The sequence below is a fragment of the Pseudomonas sp. P1_F1_2 genome (assembly GCF_056405815.1).
The window spans coordinates 1-21,321 of the sequence record NZ_JBFUBK010000079.1; the positions used below are offsets into that span (position 1 = coordinate 1).

Annotated in this window: 19 protein-coding genes and 1 pseudogene; 10 read left to right on the plus strand and 10 right to left on the minus strand. The window is 59.2% G+C overall.

The window, feature by feature from the left end; all coding sequences use genetic code 11:
- Positions 1 to 107 precede the first annotated feature (107 nt).
- The 3 genes from AC1D2P_RS21310 to choX all read right to left on the minus strand — a co-directional run bounded on the left by AC1D2P_RS21310 (position 108) and on the right by choX (position 3,131).
- Positions 108 to 1,073, minus strand: a complete 966-nt coding sequence (locus tag AC1D2P_RS21310; protein ID WP_046029851.1) for an L-carnitine dehydrogenase — start codon at positions 1,071 to 1,073, stop codon at positions 108 to 110.
- A 137-nt stretch (positions 1,074 to 1,210) separates the two neighbouring features.
- Complete coding sequence (cdhC, locus tag AC1D2P_RS21315; protein ID WP_046029853.1) at positions 1,211 to 2,098, minus strand: 3-dehydrocarnitine:acetyl-CoA trimethylamine transferase CdhC; 888 nt, start codon at positions 2,096 to 2,098, stop codon at positions 1,211 to 1,213.
- An 88-nt stretch (positions 2,099 to 2,186) separates the two neighbouring features.
- Positions 2,187 to 3,131 carry a choline ABC transporter substrate-binding protein gene (gene choX / locus AC1D2P_RS21320; protein ID WP_046029855.1) on the minus strand — a complete coding sequence of 315 codons (945 nt, stop codon included), beginning with the start codon at positions 3,129 to 3,131 and terminating at the stop codon, positions 2,187 to 2,189.
- 208 nt (positions 3,132 to 3,339) lie between these two features.
- On the opposite strand from choX, the gene AC1D2P_RS21325 reads away from it, so the two are divergent.
- The gene (locus AC1D2P_RS21325) at positions 3,340 to 4,284 is read left to right on the plus strand and encodes a GlxA family transcriptional regulator (protein ID WP_109785590.1); all 945 of its coding nucleotides are present in this window, start codon (positions 3,340 to 3,342) and stop codon (positions 4,282 to 4,284) included.
- A 120-nt stretch (positions 4,285 to 4,404) separates the two neighbouring features.
- On the opposite strand, the gene AC1D2P_RS21330 is transcribed toward AC1D2P_RS21325, so the two are convergent.
- The 4 genes and pseudogenes from AC1D2P_RS21330 to AC1D2P_RS21345 form a co-directional block, all read right to left on the minus strand.
- Positions 4,405 to 4,821, minus strand: coding sequence for a DUF3010 family protein (locus AC1D2P_RS21330; RefSeq protein ID WP_046029859.1), 417 nt, complete (start codon positions 4,819 to 4,821; stop codon positions 4,405 to 4,407).
- 32 nt (positions 4,822 to 4,853) lie between these two features.
- Positions 4,854 to 5,177, minus strand: coding sequence for a helix-turn-helix domain-containing protein (locus AC1D2P_RS21335; protein WP_109785589.1), 324 nt, complete (start codon positions 5,175 to 5,177; stop codon positions 4,854 to 4,856).
- Positions 5,161 to 5,414, minus strand: a pseudogene (locus AC1D2P_RS21340) (type II toxin-antitoxin system RelE family toxin). Before AC1D2P_RS21340 ends, AC1D2P_RS21335 begins: the two are co-directional and overlap by 17 nt.
- Before the next feature lie 213 nt (positions 5,415 to 5,627).
- Positions 5,628 to 6,029 (minus strand): lysozyme inhibitor LprI family protein, encoded by a 402-nt coding sequence (locus tag AC1D2P_RS21345; protein WP_046029862.1) that lies wholly within the window; start codon positions 6,027 to 6,029, stop codon positions 5,628 to 5,630.
- Between the two features lie 234 nt (positions 6,030 to 6,263).
- Here AC1D2P_RS21345 and AC1D2P_RS21350 point away from each other — a divergent pair, with 234 nt between their 5' ends.
- From AC1D2P_RS21350 to AC1D2P_RS21385, 8 genes are all read left to right on the plus strand, one after another.
- The gene (locus tag AC1D2P_RS21350) at positions 6,264 to 7,241 is read left to right on the plus strand and encodes a dipeptidase (RefSeq protein WP_046029863.1); all 978 of its coding nucleotides are present in this window, start codon (positions 6,264 to 6,266) and stop codon (positions 7,239 to 7,241) included.
- Between the two features lie 169 nt (positions 7,242 to 7,410).
- Complete coding sequence (locus AC1D2P_RS21355; RefSeq protein WP_007947752.1) at positions 7,411 to 7,941, plus strand: DUF5943 domain-containing protein; 531 nt, start codon at positions 7,411 to 7,413, stop codon at positions 7,939 to 7,941.
- Positions 7,942 to 7,956: 15 nt separating this feature from the next.
- Positions 7,957 to 10,017, plus strand: coding sequence for a dimethylglycine demethylation protein DgcA (gene dgcA / locus AC1D2P_RS21360; RefSeq protein WP_046052432.1), 2,061 nt, complete (start codon positions 7,957 to 7,959; stop codon positions 10,015 to 10,017).
- Between the two features lie 176 nt (positions 10,018 to 10,193).
- Complete coding sequence (gene dgcB / locus AC1D2P_RS21365; RefSeq protein WP_109785588.1) at positions 10,194 to 12,143, plus strand: dimethylglycine demethylation protein DgcB; 1,950 nt, start codon at positions 10,194 to 10,196, stop codon at positions 12,141 to 12,143.
- Positions 12,143 to 13,363 carry an electron transfer flavoprotein subunit alpha gene (etfA, locus tag AC1D2P_RS21370; RefSeq protein WP_109785587.1) on the plus strand — a complete coding sequence of 407 codons (1,221 nt, stop codon included), beginning with the start codon at positions 12,143 to 12,145 and terminating at the stop codon, positions 13,361 to 13,363. The genes dgcB and etfA overlap by 1 nt, the downstream gene beginning before the upstream one ends.
- A gap of 15 nt (positions 13,364 to 13,378) precedes the next feature.
- A complete protein-coding gene (gene etfB / locus AC1D2P_RS21375; RefSeq protein WP_077431143.1) occupies positions 13,379 to 14,149 on the plus strand; it encodes an electron transfer flavoprotein subunit beta in 771 nt (256 codons plus the stop codon).
- Positions 14,150 to 14,169: 20 nt separating this feature from the next.
- Positions 14,170 to 14,736, plus strand: a complete 567-nt coding sequence (locus AC1D2P_RS21380) for a GNAT family N-acetyltransferase (RefSeq protein WP_046029871.1) — start codon at positions 14,170 to 14,172, stop codon at positions 14,734 to 14,736.
- 130 nt (positions 14,737 to 14,866) lie between these two features.
- Positions 14,867 to 16,054, plus strand: a complete 1,188-nt coding sequence (locus tag AC1D2P_RS21385) for a retropepsin-like aspartic protease (RefSeq protein WP_109785586.1) — start codon at positions 14,867 to 14,869, stop codon at positions 16,052 to 16,054.
- A 760-nt stretch (positions 16,055 to 16,814) separates the two neighbouring features.
- Here AC1D2P_RS21385 and gbcA read toward each other — a convergent pair.
- Positions 16,815 to 18,110: a glycine-betaine demethylase subunit GbcA gene (gene gbcA / locus AC1D2P_RS21390; protein ID WP_046029875.1), complete on the minus strand. Its 1,296-nt coding sequence runs from the start codon at positions 18,108 to 18,110 to the stop codon at positions 16,815 to 16,817.
- A 282-nt stretch (positions 18,111 to 18,392) separates the two neighbouring features.
- Between gbcA and gbcB the strand changes: the two genes are divergently transcribed.
- Positions 18,393 to 19,493, plus strand: coding sequence for a glycine-betaine demethylase subunit GbcB (gbcB, locus tag AC1D2P_RS21395; protein WP_046029877.1), 1,101 nt, complete (start codon positions 18,393 to 18,395; stop codon positions 19,491 to 19,493).
- Positions 19,494 to 19,676: 183 nt separating this feature from the next.
- On the opposite strand, the gene AC1D2P_RS21400 is transcribed toward gbcB, so the two are convergent.
- Positions 19,677 to 20,060 carry a hypothetical protein gene (locus tag AC1D2P_RS21400; protein ID WP_109785585.1) on the minus strand — a complete coding sequence of 128 codons (384 nt, stop codon included), beginning with the start codon at positions 20,058 to 20,060 and terminating at the stop codon, positions 19,677 to 19,679.
- Between the two features lie 267 nt (positions 20,061 to 20,327).
- Positions 20,328 to 21,152 (minus strand): SDR family oxidoreductase, encoded by an 825-nt coding sequence (locus tag AC1D2P_RS21405; protein ID WP_109785584.1) that lies wholly within the window; start codon positions 21,150 to 21,152, stop codon positions 20,328 to 20,330.
- Between the last annotated feature and the right edge of the window lie 169 nt (positions 21,153 to 21,321).

Consider the following 21,321-nt stretch of genomic DNA (forward strand, 5'->3'; position numbering starts at 1 on the left):
CTCCCACAGTGATTATTGGTGTGAAGCAGATCTGATTCACCCCGAGATTCCTGTGGGAGCGGGCTTGCCCGCGATGAGGCCGGAACTGCTGGCCTCTTCAGCGGGGGTTACTCGCTGAAGGCCATCCCATGCTTCTCTTTGGTGGTCTTCACCGCCTCAAGCACCGCCAGCAGGCAATCATCACGATAGCGCTCCAGCGCCGAAATGCTGTGTTTGCCCAACTGATCGCTAGTGCCATCGACCACGTCATCGATCAATTTGTCGGTCAGTTCCGGCGCAGGCAGGTACGTCCAAGGCAACTGCAACGCCGGGCCGAATTGCGCCATGAAGTGGCGCATCCCGGCATCGCCGCCGGCCAGGGTATACGTCAGGAAAGTGCCCATGAACGACCAGCGCAGACCCGCACCAAAACGAATCGCGTCGTCGATTTCACCAGTGGTCGCCACACCGTCGTTGACCAGGTGCAGCGCCTCGCGCCACAGCGCTTCGAGCAAACGGTCGGCGATGAACCCCGGCACTTCCTTGCGCACATGCAGTGGGCGCATGCCGAGGGATTCATAGACTTTCATCGCCGCTTGCACGGCTTCAGGCGCGGTGTTTTTGCCGCCGACCACTTCCACCAATGGCAGCAGGTAAACCGGGTTGAACGGGTGGCCGACCACGCAGCGTTCCGGGTGTGTTGCACTCTCGTAGAATTCGCTCGGCAACAGGCCCGAAGTGCTGGAGCCGATCAAGGCATTGGGCTTGGCCGCCGCGCTGATTTTGCTGTGCAGTTCCAGTTTCAATTCCAGGCGTTCCGGGGCGCTTTCCTGGATGAAATCCGCATCGCGCACGCACTCTTCAATCGTTGCGACAAAGCGCAGGCGATCCTGAGAAGCGCCGGGCGCCAACCCTTGTTTTTCCAGTGCGCCCCAGGCATTGGCGACGCGTTTGCGCAAGGCCGCTTCGGCGCCCGGTGCCGGGTCCCAGGCCACGACGTCAAGGCCGTGGGCGAGGGCGCGCGATACCCAGCCGCTGCCGATGACACCGCTGCCCAGGGCTGCGAAGGTTTTGATTTCGGTGATGAAGGTCATGGTGACTTCCTAAAGAGTTCAGTGATCCCGTAGGAGCCGAGCTTGCTCGCGATGGCGTCAGTACCTCCGGCACCTCTTTGCGGCTGGAATACCGCCATCGCGAGCAAGCTCGGCTCCTACAGAGAGGAACGGGTGGTTTAGCCGCGCTTGGTCAGGCCCATCTTCTTGCGGCCTTCCGCCGGGGTCAGCACGCGGGCGCCGAGGCGGCTGAGGATTTCGCCAGCGCGTTCGACCAGTTGGCCGTTGGTCGCCAGCACACCCTTGTCCAGCCAGATGTTGTCTTCCAGGCCGACCCGCACGTTGCCACCCAGCAGCACCGCTTGCGCCGCCATCGGCATCTGCATGCGACCGATACCGAAGCCGGCCCACACCGCATTGGCTGGCAGGTTGTCGACCATGGCTTTCATGGTGGTGGTGTCAGCCGGTGCGCCCCACGGGATGCCCAGGCACAGCTGGAACAGCGGGTCGTCGAGCAGGCCTTCCTTGATCAGTTGCTTGGCGAACCACAGGTGACCGGTGTCGAAAATTTCCAGCTCGGCTTTAACGCCCAGCTCTTGAATGCGTTTGGCGCCAGCGCGCAGTTGCGCCGGAGTAGAGACGTAAATGGTGTCGCCGTCGCCGAAATTCAGGGTGCCGCAATCGAGGGTACAAATTTCCGGCAGCAGCTCTTCAACATGCGCCAGGCGGGTCAGCGGGCCGACCAGGTCAGTGTTCGGGCCGAACTCCATCGGGTTCTCGCCAGCGCCGATTTCCAGGTCGCCGCCCATGCCGGCGGTGAGGTTGACGATGATGTCGACATCGGCCTCGCGGATGCGCTCCATCACCTCGCGGTACAGCGCCACGTCGCGGCTGAACTTGCCGGTCTCGGGGTTGCGCACATGGCAGTGAACCACGGTGGCGCCGGCCTTGGCGGCTTCCACGGCGGCTGCGGCGATTTGTTTCGGAGTGACCGGTACGTGTGGGCTTTTGCTGGTCGTGTCGCCAGCACCGGTGAGTGCGCAGGTGATGATGACGTCGTGGTTCATGAGACGGTTCCTTACAGGCAAGATTGCAGACGTGGTGGTCCCGCTCGCAGCCCGGTCGGGCTGCGAATCGGTGGTTTGGATCCAGGGTTTACTTGCTGGTCAGTTGCAGGTTTTCAGCCGCCGGTTTGCCATCGAAGGTAGTTACGCCTTCGAGCCAGCGTTGTTTGTCTTGCGGGTGATCTTTCAGCCATTGCTTGGCCGATTCAAAGGCGTCTTTGTGATCGAGCAGCGGCTGCATCATCCGGCTCTCGTCTTCGGCGGAGTAGGTGAGGTTGCTCAGCAGGCGCCCGATGTTCGGGCATTGTTCGGCGTACTTGGGCGCGGTGACGGTCCAGACCGTGGCCATGCCTTCGTTCGGGCCCAGGGCGTCGTCACTTCCAGTGAGGTAGGTCATCTTCACGTTGACGTTCATCGGGTGCGGCGCCCAGCCGAAGAACACCACGGCCTCGTTGCGGCGCACGGCGCGATCCACCGCCGCGAGCATGCCGGCTTCGCTGGACTCGACCAGCTGGAACTTGCCGAGGCCAAACTGGTTCTTGGCGATCATCGCCTTGATCTGGGTGTTGGCGCCCGAGCCAGGCTCGATGCCGTAGATCTTGCCGCCCAGTTCTTTTTCGAACTTGGCGATGTCGGCGAAGGTTTTCAGGCCCTTGTCGGCGAGGTAGGTCGGTACGGCGAGGGTTGCGCGGGCGTCTTTCAGGCTTGGAGCTTGCAGCACTTTGACCTGGTTGCCATCGACGAACGGGGTGATGGTCTGGGTCATCAGCGGGTTCCAGTAACCGAGGAACAGGTCCAGGCGCTGATCGCGGATCCCGGCGAAGATAATCTGCTGGGACGCGCTGGTTTGTTTGGTGTTGTAGCCGAGGCCATCGAGTAGCACCTGGGTCATGGCGCTGGTGGCAATGACATCAGTCCAGTTCACTACGCCCATGCGCACGTTCTGGCACGAGGCGGGTTCGGCGGCCATGACGCTGGCGCTCAGGAGTGCGGTACCGCTGAGTGCAAGAACACAGCTGCTGATCAGTCGTTTCATCTCAGGTTCCTCGGCAGTTCGTTATTGTGAGTTCCGGTGTCTGATGCGCCGGTGATGCCAAGTTACGCAGCAACACGCCCATGAAAGCGCACTACGGCGACCAGCTCTTGCACTGCAGCGACCTGTCCTCTTGAATGCTGCTTGCAAGTGGCGTATCAACGTCAACACGCTGCCCGCCCTCTCGCTATATGCCAATCGAGTGCGCTCCATGTCCCAGGATTTCTACTTCTTGTTGATGCCGGGTTTCTCGGCGATTGGATTTATCTCGGCCATCGAGCCGCTGCGGGTTGCCAATCGCTTTCGGGGCGAGCTGTACCGCTGGCATGTGCTGAGCGCTGACGGCGGTGCGGTTTTGGCCAGCAACGGCATGTCGGTCAACGCCGATGCGGCGCTGGAGCCGCTGAAGAAAGGTGCGACGCTCTTGGTGGTCGCCGGCTTCGAGCCGCTGAAATTCGCCACCCCGGCGCTGGAGCACTGGCTGCGACGCCTGGACATCGAAGGCGTGACCCTTGGCGCCATCGACACCGGCAGCTTCATTCTCGCCGAGGCCGGCCTGCTCGAAGGCCATCGCCTGACCCTGCACTGGGAAGCCATCGACGCGTTCAAGGAATCTTATCCACAGCTCAGCGTGACTCAGGAACTGTTCGAGATCGACCGCCGGCGCATCACCTCGGCGGGCGGCACCGCCTCCATCGACCTGATGCTCGACCTCATCGCCCAGGCCCACGGCCCGGAACTGGCGATCCAGGTCAGCGAACAATTCGTGCTCGGCCGCATCCGCCCACGTAAAGACCACCAGCGCATGGAAGTCGCCACGCGCTATGGCATCCGAAACAAGAAGCTTGTTCACGTTATCGGCGAGATGGAACAGCACAGCGAACCGCCACTGAGCACACTGGAACTGGCGGACTCGATCAAAGTCACCCGGCGTCAGCTGGAGCGATTGTTTCGCCTGCATTTGAACGACACGCCAAGCAATTTCTACCTGCGCTTGCGGCTGGAGAAAGCCCGGCAGTTATTGCGGCAGACAGACATGAGCGTGTTGGAAGTGAGTATCGCGTGCGGGTTTGAATCGCCGTCGTATTTCACCCGCAGCTATCGGGCGAAGTTTGAACGGTGCCCACGGGAAGACCGGCGTACCGCCAAGGCATGATCGTTCCCACGCTCTGCGTGGGAACGCCGCCATGGACGCTCTGCGTCCGCTTCGAGATGTGACGCAGAGCGTCACGGGATGCATTACCACGCAGAGCGTGGGAACGATCGGTGGAGGGCGTTACTTCTTCATCAATGCCGAGCAGGCCGCTTTAAACGCTTCATGCTGATACTTGTTCAGCGTGGCCGGCAGTTCGAAGTCGAATTTCTTGTTCTGCGCATTAATCGTCTGTGGCGACAACAACGTCACCTCGCAATTCTCCAGCAGCTGGAAAACGCCCTCGATCTTGAACGTAGTCGGCCCGCCCGCGAACTCGCCTTTCTTGCTGCGCTTCTTGATCGCGATCCGGTCAATCGAGTTCTCGCGCACGAACGAGGCGACCTGTGCCGCAAACACTTTGACGTTGGCGGCTTCGTCGTCATCCTCAAGGGCGATTTTCTTGGTGTTGAGGGCGACATGGCTCAGGGTCGAACCGTCGAGGGAGGCCACGGCGATGATCGCTTCGCTGCCTTTGATTTCGATGCCGCAGATGTTCATTTGAATTCCTTGAGTGGCTGATGGCGTGCAGCTTACAGCTCAAGCTGATCGGCGTTGATACCGAAAGCTGCGGCGATTTTTTCGCGGGTAGCCTTGCGGGGGTTGGCGACAGTTTCCTGCTGCGCAAAGGCCGGTTGGGAGATACCCATGCGTTTGGCCACTTCATCCTGAGTAAGGTTCAGATGTTCACGCCATGCGCGAATCGGCGTCGCGCCATCGACGATACGGCTGACCACTTCATGGGGAATCAGATCGGGCTCAATCTTTTGCGCCACATATTGCGCGTAGGGAATGACCACGAAAGCAGGGTTTCCCTCTGCATCATTGATGATTTGAACGTCAGTAGGTGCGTTCATCACGTTTTTTGACCTCTTGAATACTGACCACTTTGATTGCGCCATCCCAGTCGAACATGACTCGATAGTTACCCACTCGAAGTCGATAGGCATAGTCATGACCAACCAGTGCTTTGACATTGCCTGTATCAGGCATGCCGGTTAGCACCGTGACGGCACACGAACCTGGATCTGGTGAGCGGAATGCAATTTCAGAAGCTGCTTAACGGCCTTTCGAGTCCAGTGAATGCTGTTCATGGGAAAATATAAGTCTTTTATAAGATTTGCGAATCTTTACTTATATTTTTCAGGGCGCCAATAAACGAACCATGTCGGCATGTTGCCTGCCTGATGCGTTCGTTTATCAAGCTAAAAGGGTGTTGTAGGTGTGGTGAGCACAGCCTGTAGGAAAGGGCGGTTTGTCAGAACAGTAAGCTGGCGTGAGTGCCAGCTTCCGATAGTCGATCGGCTTTACTCCTGCCCAATCGACTCCAAAAACTCCGACCGCTCGTCACTCATCCGCGCCACGCAATCATTTTGCGCAATGGTGAACGCCTTGCTACCGCTGGTCGCCGGAAACGCCTCAACCGCGCAATCCGCATCTCGGGTCTTCAGCCATTGTTGTTGAGCGGCCTTGAGCTTGGCGTTGATGTCGGACAGTTGTGCCGGGTTCTTGCCGTAGGCCGTTTGCATACGCTCGGTCAGGCCTTGGTAGTTTTCTTTGAGCAGGTCTTCGGCAGTGGTTCGGCTGAAGGCCGAGCATTCGAGGGTCTGGATGTCGTTTTCGACTTTGTCGCAGGGATTGTCGTCGGACTCTTCAGCGGCGTGTACGCCGGTTGCTATCAGTGCCAAAGCCAGGATGATCGATTTCATTGCGCCGCCGCCCCAATCCAGTAGTGCATTCAGTAATGCCGCGAATTCTGGCCCATGCGAAGGCCCTTGAACAGGTGGGCAATCGTGCCGTGCGGCGACCCTTTGTCGCGGATTGACGCTTTCGGCAAACCCTCTGTCGTTTTTGCACCCGGCTACCGAGGCACCGAGGCATATGCTGGCCCCAAAGCGCCGGCACACGATTCGGCGCGTGAATCGCTAATAGGGGACAGCCTGATGAGCCCAGCCGAATTGCACGCCGACAGCATCGTTATCGACGGGCTGATTATTGCCAAGTGGAACCGTGAACTGTTCGAAGACATGCGCAAGGGCGGTCTGACCGCGGCCAACTGCACCGTGTCGGTGTGGGAGGGCTTTCAGGCGACCGTCAACAACATCGCCGCCAGCCAGAAGCTGATTCGCGAGAACAGCGACCTGGTGATCCCGGTCCGCACCACTGCCGACATCCGTAAAGCCAAGGAGCAAGGCAAGACCGGCATCCTGTTCGGCTTCCAGAATGCTCACGCGTTTGAAGACCAGATCGGCTATGTCGAAGTGTTCAAGCAGCTCGGCGTCGGTATTGTGCAGATGTGCTACAACACCCAGAACCTGGTGGGCACCGGCTGCTACGAGCGCGATGGCGGCCTGTCGGGTTTCGGTCGTGAAATCGTCGCCGAGATGAACCGCGTCGGCGTCATGTGCGACCTGTCCCACGTCGGCTCCAAGACGTCGGAAGAAGTCATCCTCGAATCGAAAAAGCCAGTGTGCTACTCGCACTGCCTGCCGTCGGGCCTGAAAATCCACCCGCGCAACAAGTCCGATGAAGAACTGAAGTTCATCGCCGATCACGGCGGTTTCGTTGGCGTGACCATGTTCGCGCCGTTCCTGGCCAAGGGCATCGATTCGACCATCGACGATTACGCCGAAGCCATCGAATACACCATGAACATCGTTGGCGAAGACGCCATCGGCATCGGCACCGATTTCACCCAGGGCCATGGCCAGGAGTTCTTCGAATACCTGACCCATGACAAGGGCTACGCCCGCCGCCTGACCAGCTTCGGCAAGATCATCAACCCGCTGGGCATCCGCACCGTGGGCGAGTTCCCGAACCTGACCGAAACCCTGCTCAAGCGCGGCCACTCCGAGCGCGTGGTGCGCAAGATCATGGGCGAGAACTGGGTGAACGTCCTCAAGGACGTCTGGGGCGAATAACGCCACTTTTTAAACAACGATCTTTGTAGCAGCTGCCGAGGCACGAGGCTGCGTTGCGGTCCGAAGGACCGCCCTCGGGGGCCGCTTCGCAGCCCAACGCAGCCTCGCAGGCTCGACAGCTGCTACGGCTAGCTATCGCCTCAACACATTGAATTCTGGAGCTTTACCCATGGCTAAAATCGCCCCGCAATTGCCAATCGAAGTCGACAGCGAAACCGGTGTCTGGACCTCCGACGCCCTGCCAATGCTGTACGTACCGCGCCATTTCTTCGTCAACAACCACATGGGCATCGAGGAAGTGCTGGGCGCCGAAGCCTACGCCGAAATCCTCTACAAGGCCGGCTACAAGTCCGCCTGGCACTGGTGTGAAAAAGAAGCTGAATGCCACGGCCTGGAAGGCGTCGCGGTGTTCGAACACTACATGAAACGCCTGTCGCAACGCGGCTGGGGCCTGTTCAAGATCCAGGACATCGACCTCGACAAAGGCACCGCCAGCGTCAAGCTCGAACACTCGGCGTTCGTCTACGTCTACGGCAAGGTCGGGCGCAAGGTCGACTACATGTTCACCGGTTGGTTTGCCGGTGCCATGGATCAGATTCTGCAGGCCCGTGGCAGCAAGATTCGCACGGTTGCCGAGCAAGTCTACGGTGGCTCCGAAGAAGGCCACGACGACGGTTTGTTCACCGTCAAGCCGTTGTAAGTCGAGGAACCCGCCATGGCTTTCGAAGCAATGTTTCAGCCGATCCAGATCGGCAAACTGACCATCCGTAACCGCGTGCTCAGCACCGCGCACGCCGAGGTCTATGCCACCGACGGCGGCATGACCACCGACCGGTACGTCAAGTATTACGAAGAGAAAGCCAAGGGCGGGATCGGCCTGGCGATTTGCGGCGGTTCCTCCAGTGTGGCCATCGACAGCCCGCAAGGCTGGTGGAAGTCGGTCAACCTGGCCGACGACCGGATCATCCCGCACTTCCAGAACCTGGCCGATGCCATGCACAAGCATGGCGCCAAGATCATGATCCAGATTACTCACATGGGCCGCCGTTCCCGCTGGGATGGCGAGCATTGGCCAACCCTGCTGTCGCCGTCGGGCATCCGCGAGCCGGTGCACCGTGCGACCTGCAAAACCATCGAACCGGAAGAAATCTGGCGGGTGATCGGCAACTACGCCAGCGCCGCCGCGCGTGCCAAGGCCGGTGGCCTGGACGGCGTCGAGCTGTCCGCCGTGCATCAGCACATGATCGACCAGTTCTGGAGCCCGCGGGTCAACAAACGTACCGACGAATGGGGCGGCAGCTTCGAGAACCGCATGCGTTTCGGTCTGGAAGTGATCAAGGCTGTGCGGGCTGAAGTCGGCCCGGATTTCTGCGTCGGCATCCGTCTGTGCGGTGATGAATTCCACCCGGATGGCTTGTCCCACGAGGACATGAAGCAGATCGCCAAGTACTACGACGACACCGGCATGATCGACTTCATCGGCGTGGTGGGTTCGGGTTGCGACACCCACAACACCCTGGCCAACGTTATCCCGAACATGAGTTATCCACCGGAGCCATTCCTGCACTTGGCGGCCGGTATCAAGGAAGTGGTCAAGGCCCCGGTGCTGCACGCGCAGAACATCAAGGACCCGAACCAGGCGACCCGTATTCTGGAGGGCGGCTACGTGGACATGGTCGGCATGACCCGCGCCCACATCGCCGACCCGCACCTGATCGCCAAGATCAAAATGGGTCAGGTCGACCAGATCAAACAGTGCGTCGGTGCCAACTACTGCATCGACCGTCAGTATCAAGGCCTGGATGTGTTGTGCATCCAGAACGCCGCGACCTCCCGTGAATACATGGGCGTACCGCACATCATCGAGAAATCGACCGGTGTGAAGCGCAAGGTTGTGGTGGTCGGTGCCGGCCCTGCCGGGATGGAAGCCGCGCGTGTGTCGGCCGAACGTGGCCACGACGTGACCCTGTTCGAGAAGAAAGAATTCATCGGCGGGCAGATCACCACCGCTTCGAAAGCCCCGCAACGGGACCAGATCGCCGGTATCACCCGCTGGTTCCAGCTTGAGTTAGCGAGGTTGAAAGTTGACCTGCGCCTGGGCGTGGCGGCCGATGCGGCAACTATTCTCGACCTGCGTCCGGATGTGGTGGTACTCGCCGTCGGCGGCCATCCATTCCTGGAGCAAAACGAGCACTGGGGTGCGGCTGAAGGTCTGGTGGTCAGCAGTTGGGACATCCTCGACGGCAAGGTTGCACCGGGCAAGAACGTGCTGGTCTACGACACCATTTGCGAGTTCACCGGGATGTCGACGGCCGACTTCCTCGCCGACAAGGGCAGCCAGGTCGAGATCGTCACCGACGATATCAAGCCGGGTGTGGCCATTGGCGGTACGTCGTTCCCGACTTACTACCGCAGCATGTACCCGAAAGAAGTGATCATGACCGGCGACATGATGCTGGAGAAGGTCTACCGCGAAGGCGACAAGCTGGTGGCGGTGCTGGAAAACGAATACACCGGCGCCAAAGAGGAGCGGGTGGTGGACCAGGTTGTTGTCGAAAACGGCGTGCGTCCGGACGAAGAAATCTACTACGCCCTGAAGGAAGGCTCGCGTAACAAAGGCCAGATGGACATCGAAGCCCTGTTCGCGATCAAGCCGCAACCTTCGTTGAGCCAGGCGGGCGACGGCTATTTGCTGTTCCGCATCGGCGACTGCGTGGCCCAGCGCAACACCCACGCGGCGATCTATGACGCGCTGCGGTTGTGCAAGGATTTCTAAGAGCTTGTGGATAGCCCTGTAGGAGCAAGGCTTGCCCGCGATAGCGTCGGAGTTTCCGATGCATCTTTGGCGGTAGAAATACCGCCATCGCGAGCAAGCTCTGCTCCTACAGGGAATCGGGCAAGGCATCCAGGTAGTTTGGCCTGCAAGACCCTGCGGTCTTTGGGAGCTCCACCATGTTGAACACCCTTCTTCCAATCCTGTTGTTCGCAGCCCTGGGCCTTGCTGTCCTCGGCGCGTTGCGGCGGGTGGCTATGTGGCGTCGGGGCCGGGCTTCGAAAGTTGACCTGATCGGCGGCCTGTTCGCCATGCCCAAGCGCTACATGGTCGATTTGCACCATGTCGTCGCGCGGGACAAATACATCGCCAACACCCACGTCGCCACGGCCGGTGGTGCAGTGGCGTCCATTGTGCTGGCGATTCTGGTTCATGGTTTTGGCCTGCATAACCGCATCCTTGGTTATGCGCTGTTACTGATGACGGCTGTGATGTTCGTCGGTGCGATCTTCGTCTACCTGCGTCGGCGCAACCCTCCGGCCCGTTTGTCCAAAGGCCCGTGGATGCGCCTGCCGAAAAGCCTGTTGGCGTTCTCGGCATCGTTCTTCCTGTTGACCCTGCCGGTCGCCGGCATCCTTCCGGAAAACTTCGGTGGTTGGCTGGTCGCTGCGATCCTTGGCGTCGGCGTGTTGTGGGGCGTTTCGGAACTGTTCTTCGGCATGACCTGGGGCGGGCCGATGAAGCACGCCTTCGCTGGTGCGCTGCACCTGGCCTGGCACCGTCGCGCCGAGCGTTTTAATGGCGGCCGTTCCACCGGTTTGAAACCGCTGGACCTGAACGACCCGACCGCGCCGCTGGGCGTGGAAAAACCCAAGGATTTCACCTGGAACCAACTGCTCGGCTTCGACGCCTGCGTGCAGTGCGGTAAATGCGAAGCCGCGTGCCCGGCCTACGCCGCCGGCCAGCCGCTGAACCCGAAAAAACTGATTCAGGACATGGTGGTCGGTCTGGCCGGTGGCACCGATGCCAAGTTCGCCGGTAGCCCGTATCCAGGCAAAGCCATCGGTGAACACGCAGGCAATCCGCATCAACCGATCGTCAACGGTCTGGTGGACGCTGAAACCCTGTGGTCATGCACCACGTGCCGCGCCTGCGTCGAGGAGTGCCCGATGATGATCGAGCACGTCGATGCCATCGTCGACATGCGCCGCCATCTGACCCTGGAAAAAGGCGCCACGCCAAACAAGGGCGCCGAAGTCCTGGAAAACCTGATCGCCACCGACAACCCGGGCGGCTTCGCGCCGGGCGGGCGGATGAACTGGGCGGCGGACCTGAACCTCACACTGATGAGCGAGAAGAAATCCGTCGACGTGCTGTTCTGGGTCGGCGACGGTGCCTTCGACATGCGCAACCAGCGCACCTTGCGCGCCTTCGTCAAAGTGCTGAAAGCGGCGAAAGTCGACTTCGCGGTGCTGGGTCTCGAAGAGCGCGACAGTGGTGACGTAGCCCGACGCCTGGGCGACGAAGCGACCTTCCAGCTATTGGCCAAACGCAATATCCAGACCCTGGCCAAATACAGCTTCAACCGCATCGTCACCTGCGACCCGCACAGCTTCCACGTGCTGAAAAACGAGTACGACGCGTTCGACGGCAACTACCTGGTGCAGCACCACAGCACCTACATGGCAGAAATCATCGGTGCGGGCGCGTTGAATCTGGGTCAGCACAAAGGCAACAGCGTGACCTATCACGATCCGTGCTACCTCGGCCGCTACAACGGTGAATACGAGGCACCACGTGAAGTACTGCGCGCCCTCGGGATCGAAGTGAAAGAGATGCAACGTTCCGGTTTCCGCTCGCGCTGCTGCGGCGGTGGTGGCGGTGCACCGATCACTGACATTCCGGGCAAGCAACGTATTCCCGACATGCGCATGGAAGACATCCGCGAAACCGGCGCCGAACTGGTGGCCGTGGGTTGTCCACAGTGCACTGCGATGCTCGAAGGCGTGGTCGAACCCCGGCCGCTGATCAAGGACATCGCCGAACTGGTGGCAGACGCGTTGCTCGAAGACGCGGCCCCGAGCAAGCCGACCAAACCGGCCCAACGTGAACCTGCGGAGGCCCACTGATGAGCGACATTATCCGCCGCGACCCACGCGCCGAATGGATCGCCCGTAACCGTTTGCACCCGCTGCACGCGGCCATGCAACCGGCGCAACACAGCTGGATGGGGCCGAACGGTGTCATCCGTAAGAATCCTCATGGCATCGGTTTTATCGGTCCCAACGGCATCAAACGCATTGACCGCAGCGGCGCTCAACAGGGTGGGGCGAGCAAACGCTCGGCCGCCGTTGAAGTGCAACTGCCGCTGCATCAGGTACCAGCACCTGCGTTCTACATCAGCGTGGTGCCGGACATGGTCGGCGGTCGCTTGAGCAGCCACGACCGCGACTTGCTGGGCCTGGCGCATCAGTTGGCCGGCAAGGACGGCGCGGTACTGGCCGTGGTCTTCGGCGAACACAAAGAGACGGCGTTTGCCACGGCGGGCGTCGATCGCTTGCTGGTGCTGGAAGGTGACGAATTCAGCGGTTATGCACCGGAACAACGGGTTCAGGGCTTGCGGGCTGTGGATAACCAGTTCAGCCCGCGCCATTGGCTGTTGCCGGACAGCCGCAGCGGCGGTGGTGAACTGGGTCGACGTTTTGCCGCCGCACTGGGCGAACGCCCGGCCACGCGGGTCTGGCAGGTCAAGGATCAGGAATGCATCGGCCGCGCCGGTGCTGGTTTGCAAGACCTTGCACGCCCGGTTGCGCGGTTGATTCTGGCGGCGGCCGAATGTGCCGAACCGGTCAGTGAAACCCGTCACGAAGCCTTGGCGGTGGAGTTATCCACAACCGTGGTGCGCAGCCTCTCGCGCATCGAAGATCTGGGCGCGGTGGCGGTGGACCCGGCGGCAATTCCGATGGCCGAAGCCGAGTTCATCTTCTCTGGCGGCAATGGGGTCAAGGACTGGGGACTTTTCCACAGGACGGCCGAGGCGTTGGGCGCTACGGAAGGCGCGTCCCGTGTGGCGGTGGACGATGGCTTCATGGCCCGTGACCGTCAGGTTGGCGCATCCGGCACCTGGGTGACCGCGCGGGTTTACGTGGCCGTGGGGATTTCCGGGGCGATTCAGCACCTGCAAGGCATCGGTGCCTGCGACAAGGTGGTGGCAATCAACCTCGATCCTGGCTGCGACATGATCAAACGGGCCGACCTGTCGGTGATCGGCGAGAGCGCCGAGATTCTTCAAGCCTTGATCGACGCGGTAGAGGCTTACCGCAACGACGCCAAGCGCGATGCGGCTTAAGGGAAGGAAAGGGTTATGAGCACGAAAATCATCAGCCTGGTGTCCATCGGCGCCCACCCGACCTCCGGCCGGCCACGTCGCGCGGAGCAGGATGCGCGGGCGGTGGAGCTGGGCTTGCAACTGGCTGGGGATAACCTGCAAGTGCTGCATGCCGGCGATGTCGCTGAACCTGCACTGCGCGCCTACCTGGGCATGGGGCTGGAACAATTGCATGTGCTTGAGCAGCCTTCAGGTGCCGATGCACTGCCAGCGTTGACCGCCTATTTGCGCGATGCGGGGGCACAAGTCGTGCTGACCGGCAGTCAGGCCGAAACCGGTGAAGGCTCGGGCATGTTGCCGTTTTTGTTGGCGGAAAGCCTCGGCTGGCCATTGGTGGTCGGTTTGGCTCAAGTGGAGTCCATCGATGGCAGTTCTGCGTTGGTGCTTCAGGCTTTGCCCCGTGGCCAGCGCCGTCGATTGAAAGTGCGCCTGCCGTTTCTCGCCACGGTGGATAACGCTGCACCGAAACCTCGGCAGAGTGCCTACGGCCCGGCGCGGCGGGGCGTGTTGCACGCCGATGACGTGGAAGTCGTCGACGATGATTTGCTGGCGGTCGCCACCCTGCAACCGGCCAAGCCACGGCCCAAGCGCTTGAAGGTGATCAAGGCCAAGAGCGGTGCCGATCGCATGAAGGCGGCGACGGCCAAGGCCAGCGGTGGCGGTGGGCAAGTGCTCAAGGGTGTTACGGCGCAAGCGGGGGCTGAAGCCATTCTCAAATTGCTGATTGAAGAAGGTGTGGTCCGCTAGCGGTCCGTTGGGGGAAGTTAATGGCTGTTGAGTTTCGTTTGGCCCGGCGCGGCGATGCGCGGGAGATTGCGCGGTTGTTCCAGATTTCGTCGGAAGGGGCTTCGGATTACATCTGGAGCCAGATAGCAGAGCCCGGCCAGGACCTGCTGGACGTTGGTGCCATCCGCTATGCCCGCGACGATGTGGACTTTTCCTATCAGAATTGCCTGATCGCCGAAGCGAACGGGGAAGTCGTCGGCATGATGCACTGCTATGTGATGCGCCATGATCCGCTGGCGGCTCCGGTGACTGACCCGGTGTTGGCGCCCTACGCCACGATGGAAATCCCTGACACCCTGTACATCTCCAGCCTGGCGCTGCACGAGGGGTGGCGCAACCAGGGCCTGGGCAAGCAGTTCCTCGCTTACGCCTACGACCGGGCCAATCAGTTGGGGCTCAATGGCCTGAGCCTGATCGACTACGCTGCGAACACCGGCGCCCGCCGGTTTTACGAGCGACACGGCTTTCGTATCGTCGACACCTGTCAAATCACGCCCCACCCGATGATTCGGGTCACGGGTGAGGCTTACCTGATGTATCGGCCGTAAGGGCGACCACTCGCCGTACCGCTCGGTGAGCTACAGTTTTGCTGTGCGCTGTCTAAGGGTGCGGCACGGTCTACGGAGCTTTTAGACGTTCAGCGCTTAATCATGAAACCCGTTTTTGAGTGGGTTGACTATGAAGGCGTTGCAGCGTCGTGCGACCTGGTTGCTCTGTGCGGTGATGTGCGTGCCTGCGGGTTTGATGGCGGCGGCCAAGCCCGCGGCTGTCGAGCCACGTCATGCAGCCGATCTGGATTTTTATCAGTGGATGGCGTCGCCGCAAGGGCAAAAAGCGTCCCTGGCACAGATGCGGCAGCAGTGCGCCAAGGTTGTGGATGCCGAGAGCAATCTCAGTTGTTCAGTGTCCGTTTACGCCCGAATGTTCGAGGCCAAAGTCGCCAATCAACTGCCTGATTACTACCTGGCGATCAAGCACCGCCATGCCCGGGCCATCGCGAATGATCCCGAGCTCAACGTTCTTTTTTCCATGTTTGGCCCTCGATCCATCGCGGCCCTGCGCGCGGTCGGCGACTTTTCCGTGACCAGGAGCCGGCGACACGAGGTCGTGACGCTTTATCCACGCCCCAGCGAGGGTTACGTCACGGACGAAGTGCTGCCCTACATCAGCGTCAAAGCGGCCAACGGTGTCTCGTCGCGTTTCATAGTGGACACCGGTGCGCCACAAACCCGGGTCAACAGCGAAACCGCGAAGCGCATGGGCATCACCTTGCTGACCGACTCCCAATACGGCTACAGCACCTTTTATGGCGAACATGACCTGTCAGCCAAGCTGGGTATTTTCGAGTCCTTGACGATCGGCGGGAGCGAATTCAGGAATGTCCTGGTGTTTGTCAGCGACCGGGATAACTTGCTGGGGCTGGATCTGATCGGCAAGTTGGGGCGCTTGAAGCTCAGCAGAAAGAACCTGGAGCTTAACGCTGCACCTCCCGCGCGATGCGATGCGCCGGTGACCTATGGGCGCATGGACATCAATCAACGACTGACCATTGCCGCACACCTGGATCGCCGGGCGACACTGGCGATTGTCGATACCGGCAATGTTGATTACCTGACGTCGGCCTGGCCCGGGGAGTCTCCTGTCAACGTCGCCGAAAACTCGCGCCATCAGACCTTCAGGGGCGAATTGGATTTGTCCGGCCACACCAGGGTCATCCAGTACAAATACTACCCAGGCTTCACCATTCCGCCGTCGTTGTTGAACGGGCAGTACGTGCCTTCGATTTTGCTCGGCTGGCGGGCATTCAATGACTACGAGATGGACCTTGACCCCGAATCCGGTCGCTCGTGTCTGAATAAAATCTGATTTACCCACAATCCCTGTTGGCGATTCTGTGGATAACGTGTTCGTCCCTCGCTACACCCCACACAAATCAAGCCCTGCAAGCCTCCGTACAAAAAACCACCAGGCTAAGTGCCGGTTTTTATGGGCTTTTTACGRTGGATAAAGTTATGCGTGCTCCAATACTTGCCCCCAATCTCTGTTGGCGCTTCTGTGGATAAGATGTTCGCTAACCTCTACAGGCCTTATAAACCGGTGCCTGCATACGATTGTTCAAAAAACGACCAATTCATCGATTCCGACCGGTAAACAGCCCGCAAACCGCGATTTATCAAGGTTTCCAGTGGTTTTCCACAGAACGACAGAAGTTGCCCCCAAAGTCTGTTGGCGCTTCTGTGGATAAGGTGTTTGCCATCCTCTGTAAGCCACGTAAAACGTGATCTACAAGCTTTAGATCAAAAAACAACCAGTTGCCGTTCAAAACCCTGCTTCTGGATAAGTCACGGATTTTCTTCAGTTTCTGTGGAGAAAGTTTTCTGTAAAACCACACTTGTCCCCAATAGCTGTGGGTGGAGGTGTGGATAACTTGTTTGCTGAAGGCTGGAAGGCACGCGGGGCATAGTGCTGAACGGAATAGATCATATTTCGTACAGTTCTGAATCGGGGGGATATCGGGGGAGGATGTGTTGTTGGGGAGGGTGCCATCGCGAGCAGGCTCACTCCTACATTCCCCTGTAGGAGTGAGCCGGCTCCGGGCGGCGTTCCGACGATGCTTTTAGCGCTGTCAGCCTTGTACAGGAACGCCTTTGAGGTACGGCGCAGGCTCGGCCCCCAGGTTGTTCAGCAGGCGTTCGCTGTACCAGTCCACAAAGTTCACCACGCCAAACTCATACGTCTTGGAGTAAGGCCCTGGCTGGTAAGCGGTGGAGTTGATGCCGCGCTGGTTCTCTTCGGCCAGGCGACGGTCCTGGTCGTTGGTGGCGTCCCAGACCTGGCGCATGCGCTCCACGTCATAGTCCACGCCTTCAACGGCATCCTTGTGCACGATCCACTTGGTGGTGACCATGGTTTCCTGAGCGCTGATCGGCCACACCGTGAAGACGATGATGTGGTCGCCCATGCAGTGGTTCCACGAGTGCGGCAGGTGCAAGATGCGCATCGAGCCCAGGTCCGGGTTCTTGATACGGCCCATGAGTTTGGCGCAGCCCTGTTTACCGTCCATGGTCATCGACACGGTGCCCTTGAGCAGTGGCATGCGCACGATGCGGTTACGCAGGCCGAAGCTGGCGTGGGCGTAAGGGATCTTCTCGGCTTCCCAGGCAGCGGCGGAGGCCGCGACGTGGTCCTTGAATGCCTGATCGGCACGTGGGTCGGTGACGTCGTCCCATTCCAACAGGGTTTTCAGCAATTCCGGGTGCGACGCGTTGCAGTGGTAGCACTCACGGTTGTTTTCCAGCACCAGTTTCCAGTTGGCCTTTTCCATCAAGGTGGTGGTAATCGCCACCTTGGTGTTCTCCATGTCGTACGGTTCCATGTAATGGTTCAGCGTCGACAGGAAGTCATCGATGGCTGGCGGGTTCTCCGACAGGCTGATGAAGATGTAGCCACCCGCAGTCTTCACGTTCACCGGCTTGAGGCCGTACTGCTTCATGTCGAAGTCGGCGCCCATCTCGGTGCCGGCGAACAGCAGGCGACCGTCGAGCTCGTAGGTCCACTGGTGGTAGTGGCAAACCAGTTTGGCGACCTTGCCTTTTTCGCTGGTGCACAGGCGTGAACCACGGTGGCGGCAGACGTTGTGAAACGCGTGCACAACGCCTTCGGCGCCGCGAATCACGATGATCGGGTTTTTGCCGATTTGCAGGGTCAGGTAGTTGCCCTTGGTCGGGATCTCGCAGGTCATGCCGGCGATCAACCACTCTTTCTGGAAGATTTCCTGCATGTCGATATCAAACAGCCGCTCGTCAGAGTAAAACGGCTGCGGCAGCGAGAAAGTGCGCTCGCGTTCTTGCAGCATCTGCGCGGTGGCCTTGCGTGCGGGTTCCAGTGGATCGCCCAGGCTCAGGGTAGTGGTGACGTCCATCGTTTAATCCTCAAGGCCATTCTGTGTGGCCGGCGAAAGTGGCTAATCAGGTTTGCTACGCAAGGTGTAATGGTTGTGTCTTGGTATGGGGCGAGTGTGGGGCCGGCGCTGGGCAGAACCTTATCCATGGGCGACATGGCCCAATCTGTTCCCGACGCGCAACCCCCGGTAGATGCAGGCTGGTCGCGATAAGTATGTGAATGTCGCAGATAGGTAAATGGGTGATCGGCGCGTTACGCAGAATCGCCAACATAAGGCCGAGCATCGGCGGTGGAGAACAGCATGTCCAACAGCTTCCTGAATCCGGTAACGACCCAGACCTGGGCCAATGGTCGACACATCGTCCGTTGCGTCAAAGTCATCCAGGAAACCTGGGATGTGCGCACTTTCTGCTTCATGGCCGATCAGCCGATCATGTTCTTCTTTAAACCGGGGCAGTTCGTCACCCTGGAGCTGGAAATCGAAGGCGTGCCGATCATGCGCTCCTACACCATTTCCAGCTCGCCATCGGTGCCTTACAGCTTTTCGGTGACGATCAAGCGTGTGCCGGGCGGCAAGGTCTCGAACTGGCTGCACGATACCCTGCATGAAGGTCAGGAGCTGGCAGTGCACGGGCCGGTCGGGCTGTTCAACGCCATGGACTTCACCGCGCCGAAGGTGCTCTACCTCAGCGGTGGCGTCGGCATCACGCCGGTCATGTCCATGGCGCGCTGGTTCTATGACACCAACGGCAACGTCGACATGGTGTTTATCCACAGCGCCCGCTCGCCCAAGGACATCATTTACCACCGTGAGCTGGAACACATGGCATCGCGGATCGACAACTTCAGCCTGCACCTGATCTGCGAGAAGCACGGCATGGGTGAGCCCTGGGCCGGTTATCGCGGTTACCTCAACCACCGAATGCTTGAGTTAATGGCGCCGGACTTCCTTGAGCGCGAAGTGTTCTGCTGCGGCCCGACGCCGTACATGAGTGCGGTCAAGCGCTTGCTGGAAGCCGCTGGCTTCGATATGTCGCGTTATCACGAAGAGTCCTTCGGCGCGACCCCGCCAGAGGCGCGCGCCGATGCAGTGGAACACGCCGAGCAGGCGGCCGACGCACCGGAACTCGACGTGGCGGATCTGTATCAGGTGGAATTCACCGCGTCCGGCAAAAGCATTCGCGTTGCGCCGGGGGAAACCGTTCACGCGGCGGCTGCCAAGTTGGGGCTGTTGATTCCGAAGGCCTGCGGCATGGGCATTTGCGGGACGTGCAAGGTGATGAAACTGGGTGGCGAGGTCGAAATGGACCACAACGGCGGGATCACCGAAGAAGACGAGGCCGAAGGGTTTATTTTGTCGTGCTGCAGCGTGCCGAAGGGCGACGTGCGTATCGAGTTTTAGAGTCCAGAAGACAAATATGCTGCACCATGTAAATTTCATTGGATGTGTCTGTTAAAACATCGTTTGTGACGCTGGGTTTGCGCATTGGATGACCCTGACTTAAGAGTGAGTCAGGGTCATCGTTGGTGTTGCAGGGACGGTGCGTAAAATTGGCTATCGTTAAGTCCCTTGAAGTTATATTGTCTAGATTTGTTTTACCGCCGCTCCAAGGTACTTGAGCTTAAGCGTGCCATCCTGCGGGTACTCGAATCTATTGCAAAGAAACTCAAAATACTCACCCTTATGATGAATAACGTCGCCGTTACTAAGTGAAAGCATGCACTTATAACTTTCATGCCCTTTCTCCGGTGCTTTCCAGAGACTACCCCGATCTTCATCTGGACCACCCAGCGCAATCGTACTGAGAGAATATACTCCGGCTTTGTCGTTCCAGAGTTTGAATCTGACAGAAGACCTTGGGTTGAGGCTATTTTCAACCGTGTCACCTGTCTTGATGGCTAAGTTTTCTAGGGTTAGAGGGAAGTCTGCTTTAAGAAAATTGGTGCCAATCCGTGATTCAATGTCCATTGTATATCTCCTTTAGCGATATAAAGAATTTGAAACAAATTGCTCAGGGGTTTTGGTGGGCTATTGTCCGCTGAGTAAAAGAGACGTTAATGGTCATCAAATAATTTGTATAGCTGTCAACTTTTACAGCTATACAAATTCGCAAAGATATGATCTTCGCTTGCAGGCTATAAGTATCAAATATGTGCATGTTAAAAAAATTAAGTTCTGCGGCGCACGGTAATCAATCCGTTTACGTGCGTCGCATATTGATGGTCAGGTAAAGATTCAGTCGACGAACAAATCGGTCATCAGCGCAGCGTCACTGTCCGGTTTGTGGCGGTAGTGGTCAAACTCTGTGACCCCGTTCTCTCTCAAAATCACTTCATCAATCAGTAGCCGGCCAGTAATGCTACGACCGCTGCTGTCCAGAATGACGTGGGCGGCATCCGCCATGATCTCTGGCGTGCGCGCATGCTTGAATGATTCCCGTGAGCCGAGCTGAAATTCAATGGCGGCGGTGGCGATCATCGTCTGTGGCCACAGCGAATTGACGCTGATGCCGTAGTTCTTGAACTCCTCGCTCATGCCCAGCGTCAGCATGCTCATGCCGTATTTGGTCACGGTGTAGGGGCTGTATTGGGCGAACCATTTGGTCGCCAAATTCAAGGGCGGTGACAGGTTGAGAATGTGCCCGCCGGTTTTTTTCAGATAGGGCAGGGCGGCTTGGCTGCACAGCAACACGGCGCGGGTGTTGATCTGGTGCATCAGGTCGAAGCGCTTGAGTTCGATGTGCTGGACCCCGGTTAACTTGATGGCGCCCGCATTGTTGATCAGCGCATCGATGCTGCCGAAATGTTCGTTGGCCTGGGCCAGTGCTGCGCGTACCGCGTCTTCCTCGCGCACGTCCACCTGCAAGGCCAGCGCCTTGCCCCCGGCCGCTTCGACTTCCTGCGCCACACTGAAAATCGTACCCGGTAATTTGGAGTGCGGCTCGGCGCTTTTGGCCGCAATTACAATATTGGCCCCGTCACGCGCCGCCCGCAGCGCGATCTCACGACCAATCCCGCGACTGGCACCGGTGATGAACAGGGTTTTGCCTTGTAGGGACATGCATACGCTCCTGATTATTGTTATGTGAGCGGATCAAAACGGCTCGCAGACAATGTAGACCAAGAGTTGCGCCACGATCACGGGCACTTTTGTATCGGGAGGGGGCGACAGCGCTTTTTATGTAGCAGCTGGCGCAGCCTGCGTTCGGCTGCGCAGCAGTCGTGAATTC

Bases quoted from the DNA above. Each gene is read 5' to 3' on its own strand.
- AC1D2P_RS21350 (WP_046029863.1), top strand. From the start codon at position 6,264: ATGAGCCCAGCCGAATTGCACGCCGACAGCATCGTTATCGACGGGCTG.
- AC1D2P_RS21355 (WP_007947752.1), top strand. From the start codon at position 7,411: ATGGCTAAAATCGCCCCGCAATTGCCAATCGAAGTCGACAGCGAAACC.
- AC1D2P_RS21325 (WP_109785590.1), top strand. From the start codon at position 3,340: ATGTCCCAGGATTTCTACTTCTTGTTGATGCCGGGTTTCTCGGCGATT.
- AC1D2P_RS21310 (WP_046029851.1), bottom strand. From the start codon at position 1,073: ATGACCTTCATCACCGAAATCAAAACCTTCGCAGCCCTGGGCAGCGGT.
- AC1D2P_RS21330 (WP_046029859.1), bottom strand. From the start codon at position 4,821: ATGAACATCTGCGGCATCGAAATCAAAGGCAGCGAAGCGATCATCGCC.
- AC1D2P_RS21400 (WP_109785585.1), bottom strand. From the start codon at position 20,060: ATGGACATTGAATCACGGATTGGCACCAATTTTCTTAAAGCAGACTTC.
- AC1D2P_RS21335 (WP_109785589.1), bottom strand. From the start codon at position 5,177: ATGAACGCACCTACTGACGTTCAAATCATCAATGATGCAGAGGGAAAC.
- gbcA (WP_046029875.1), bottom strand. From the start codon at position 18,110: ATGGACGTCACCACTACCCTGAGCCTGGGCGATCCACTGGAACCCGCA.
- choX (WP_046029855.1), bottom strand. From the start codon at position 3,131: ATGAAACGACTGATCAGCAGCTGTGTTCTTGCACTCAGCGGTACCGCA.
- etfA (WP_109785587.1), top strand. From the start codon at position 12,143: ATGAGCGACATTATCCGCCGCGACCCACGCGCCGAATGGATCGCCCGT.
- AC1D2P_RS21385 (WP_109785586.1), top strand. From the start codon at position 14,867: ATGAAGGCGTTGCAGCGTCGTGCGACCTGGTTGCTCTGTGCGGTGATG.
- AC1D2P_RS21380 (WP_046029871.1), top strand. From the start codon at position 14,170: ATGGCTGTTGAGTTTCGTTTGGCCCGGCGCGGCGATGCGCGGGAGATT.
- cdhC (WP_046029853.1), bottom strand. From the start codon at position 2,098: ATGAACCACGACGTCATCATCACCTGCGCACTCACCGGTGCTGGCGAC.
- gbcB (WP_046029877.1), top strand. From the start codon at position 18,393: ATGTCCAACAGCTTCCTGAATCCGGTAACGACCCAGACCTGGGCCAAT.
- dgcB (WP_109785588.1), top strand. From the start codon at position 10,194: ATGTTGAACACCCTTCTTCCAATCCTGTTGTTCGCAGCCCTGGGCCTT.
- AC1D2P_RS21345 (WP_046029862.1), bottom strand. From the start codon at position 6,029: ATGAAATCGATCATCCTGGCTTTGGCACTGATAGCAACCGGCGTACAC.
- dgcA (WP_046052432.1), top strand. From the start codon at position 7,957: ATGGCTTTCGAAGCAATGTTTCAGCCGATCCAGATCGGCAAACTGACC.
- etfB (WP_077431143.1), top strand. From the start codon at position 13,379: ATGAGCACGAAAATCATCAGCCTGGTGTCCATCGGCGCCCACCCGACC.
- AC1D2P_RS21405 (WP_109785584.1), bottom strand. From the start codon at position 21,152: ATGTCCCTACAAGGCAAAACCCTGTTCATCACCGGTGCCAGTCGCGGG.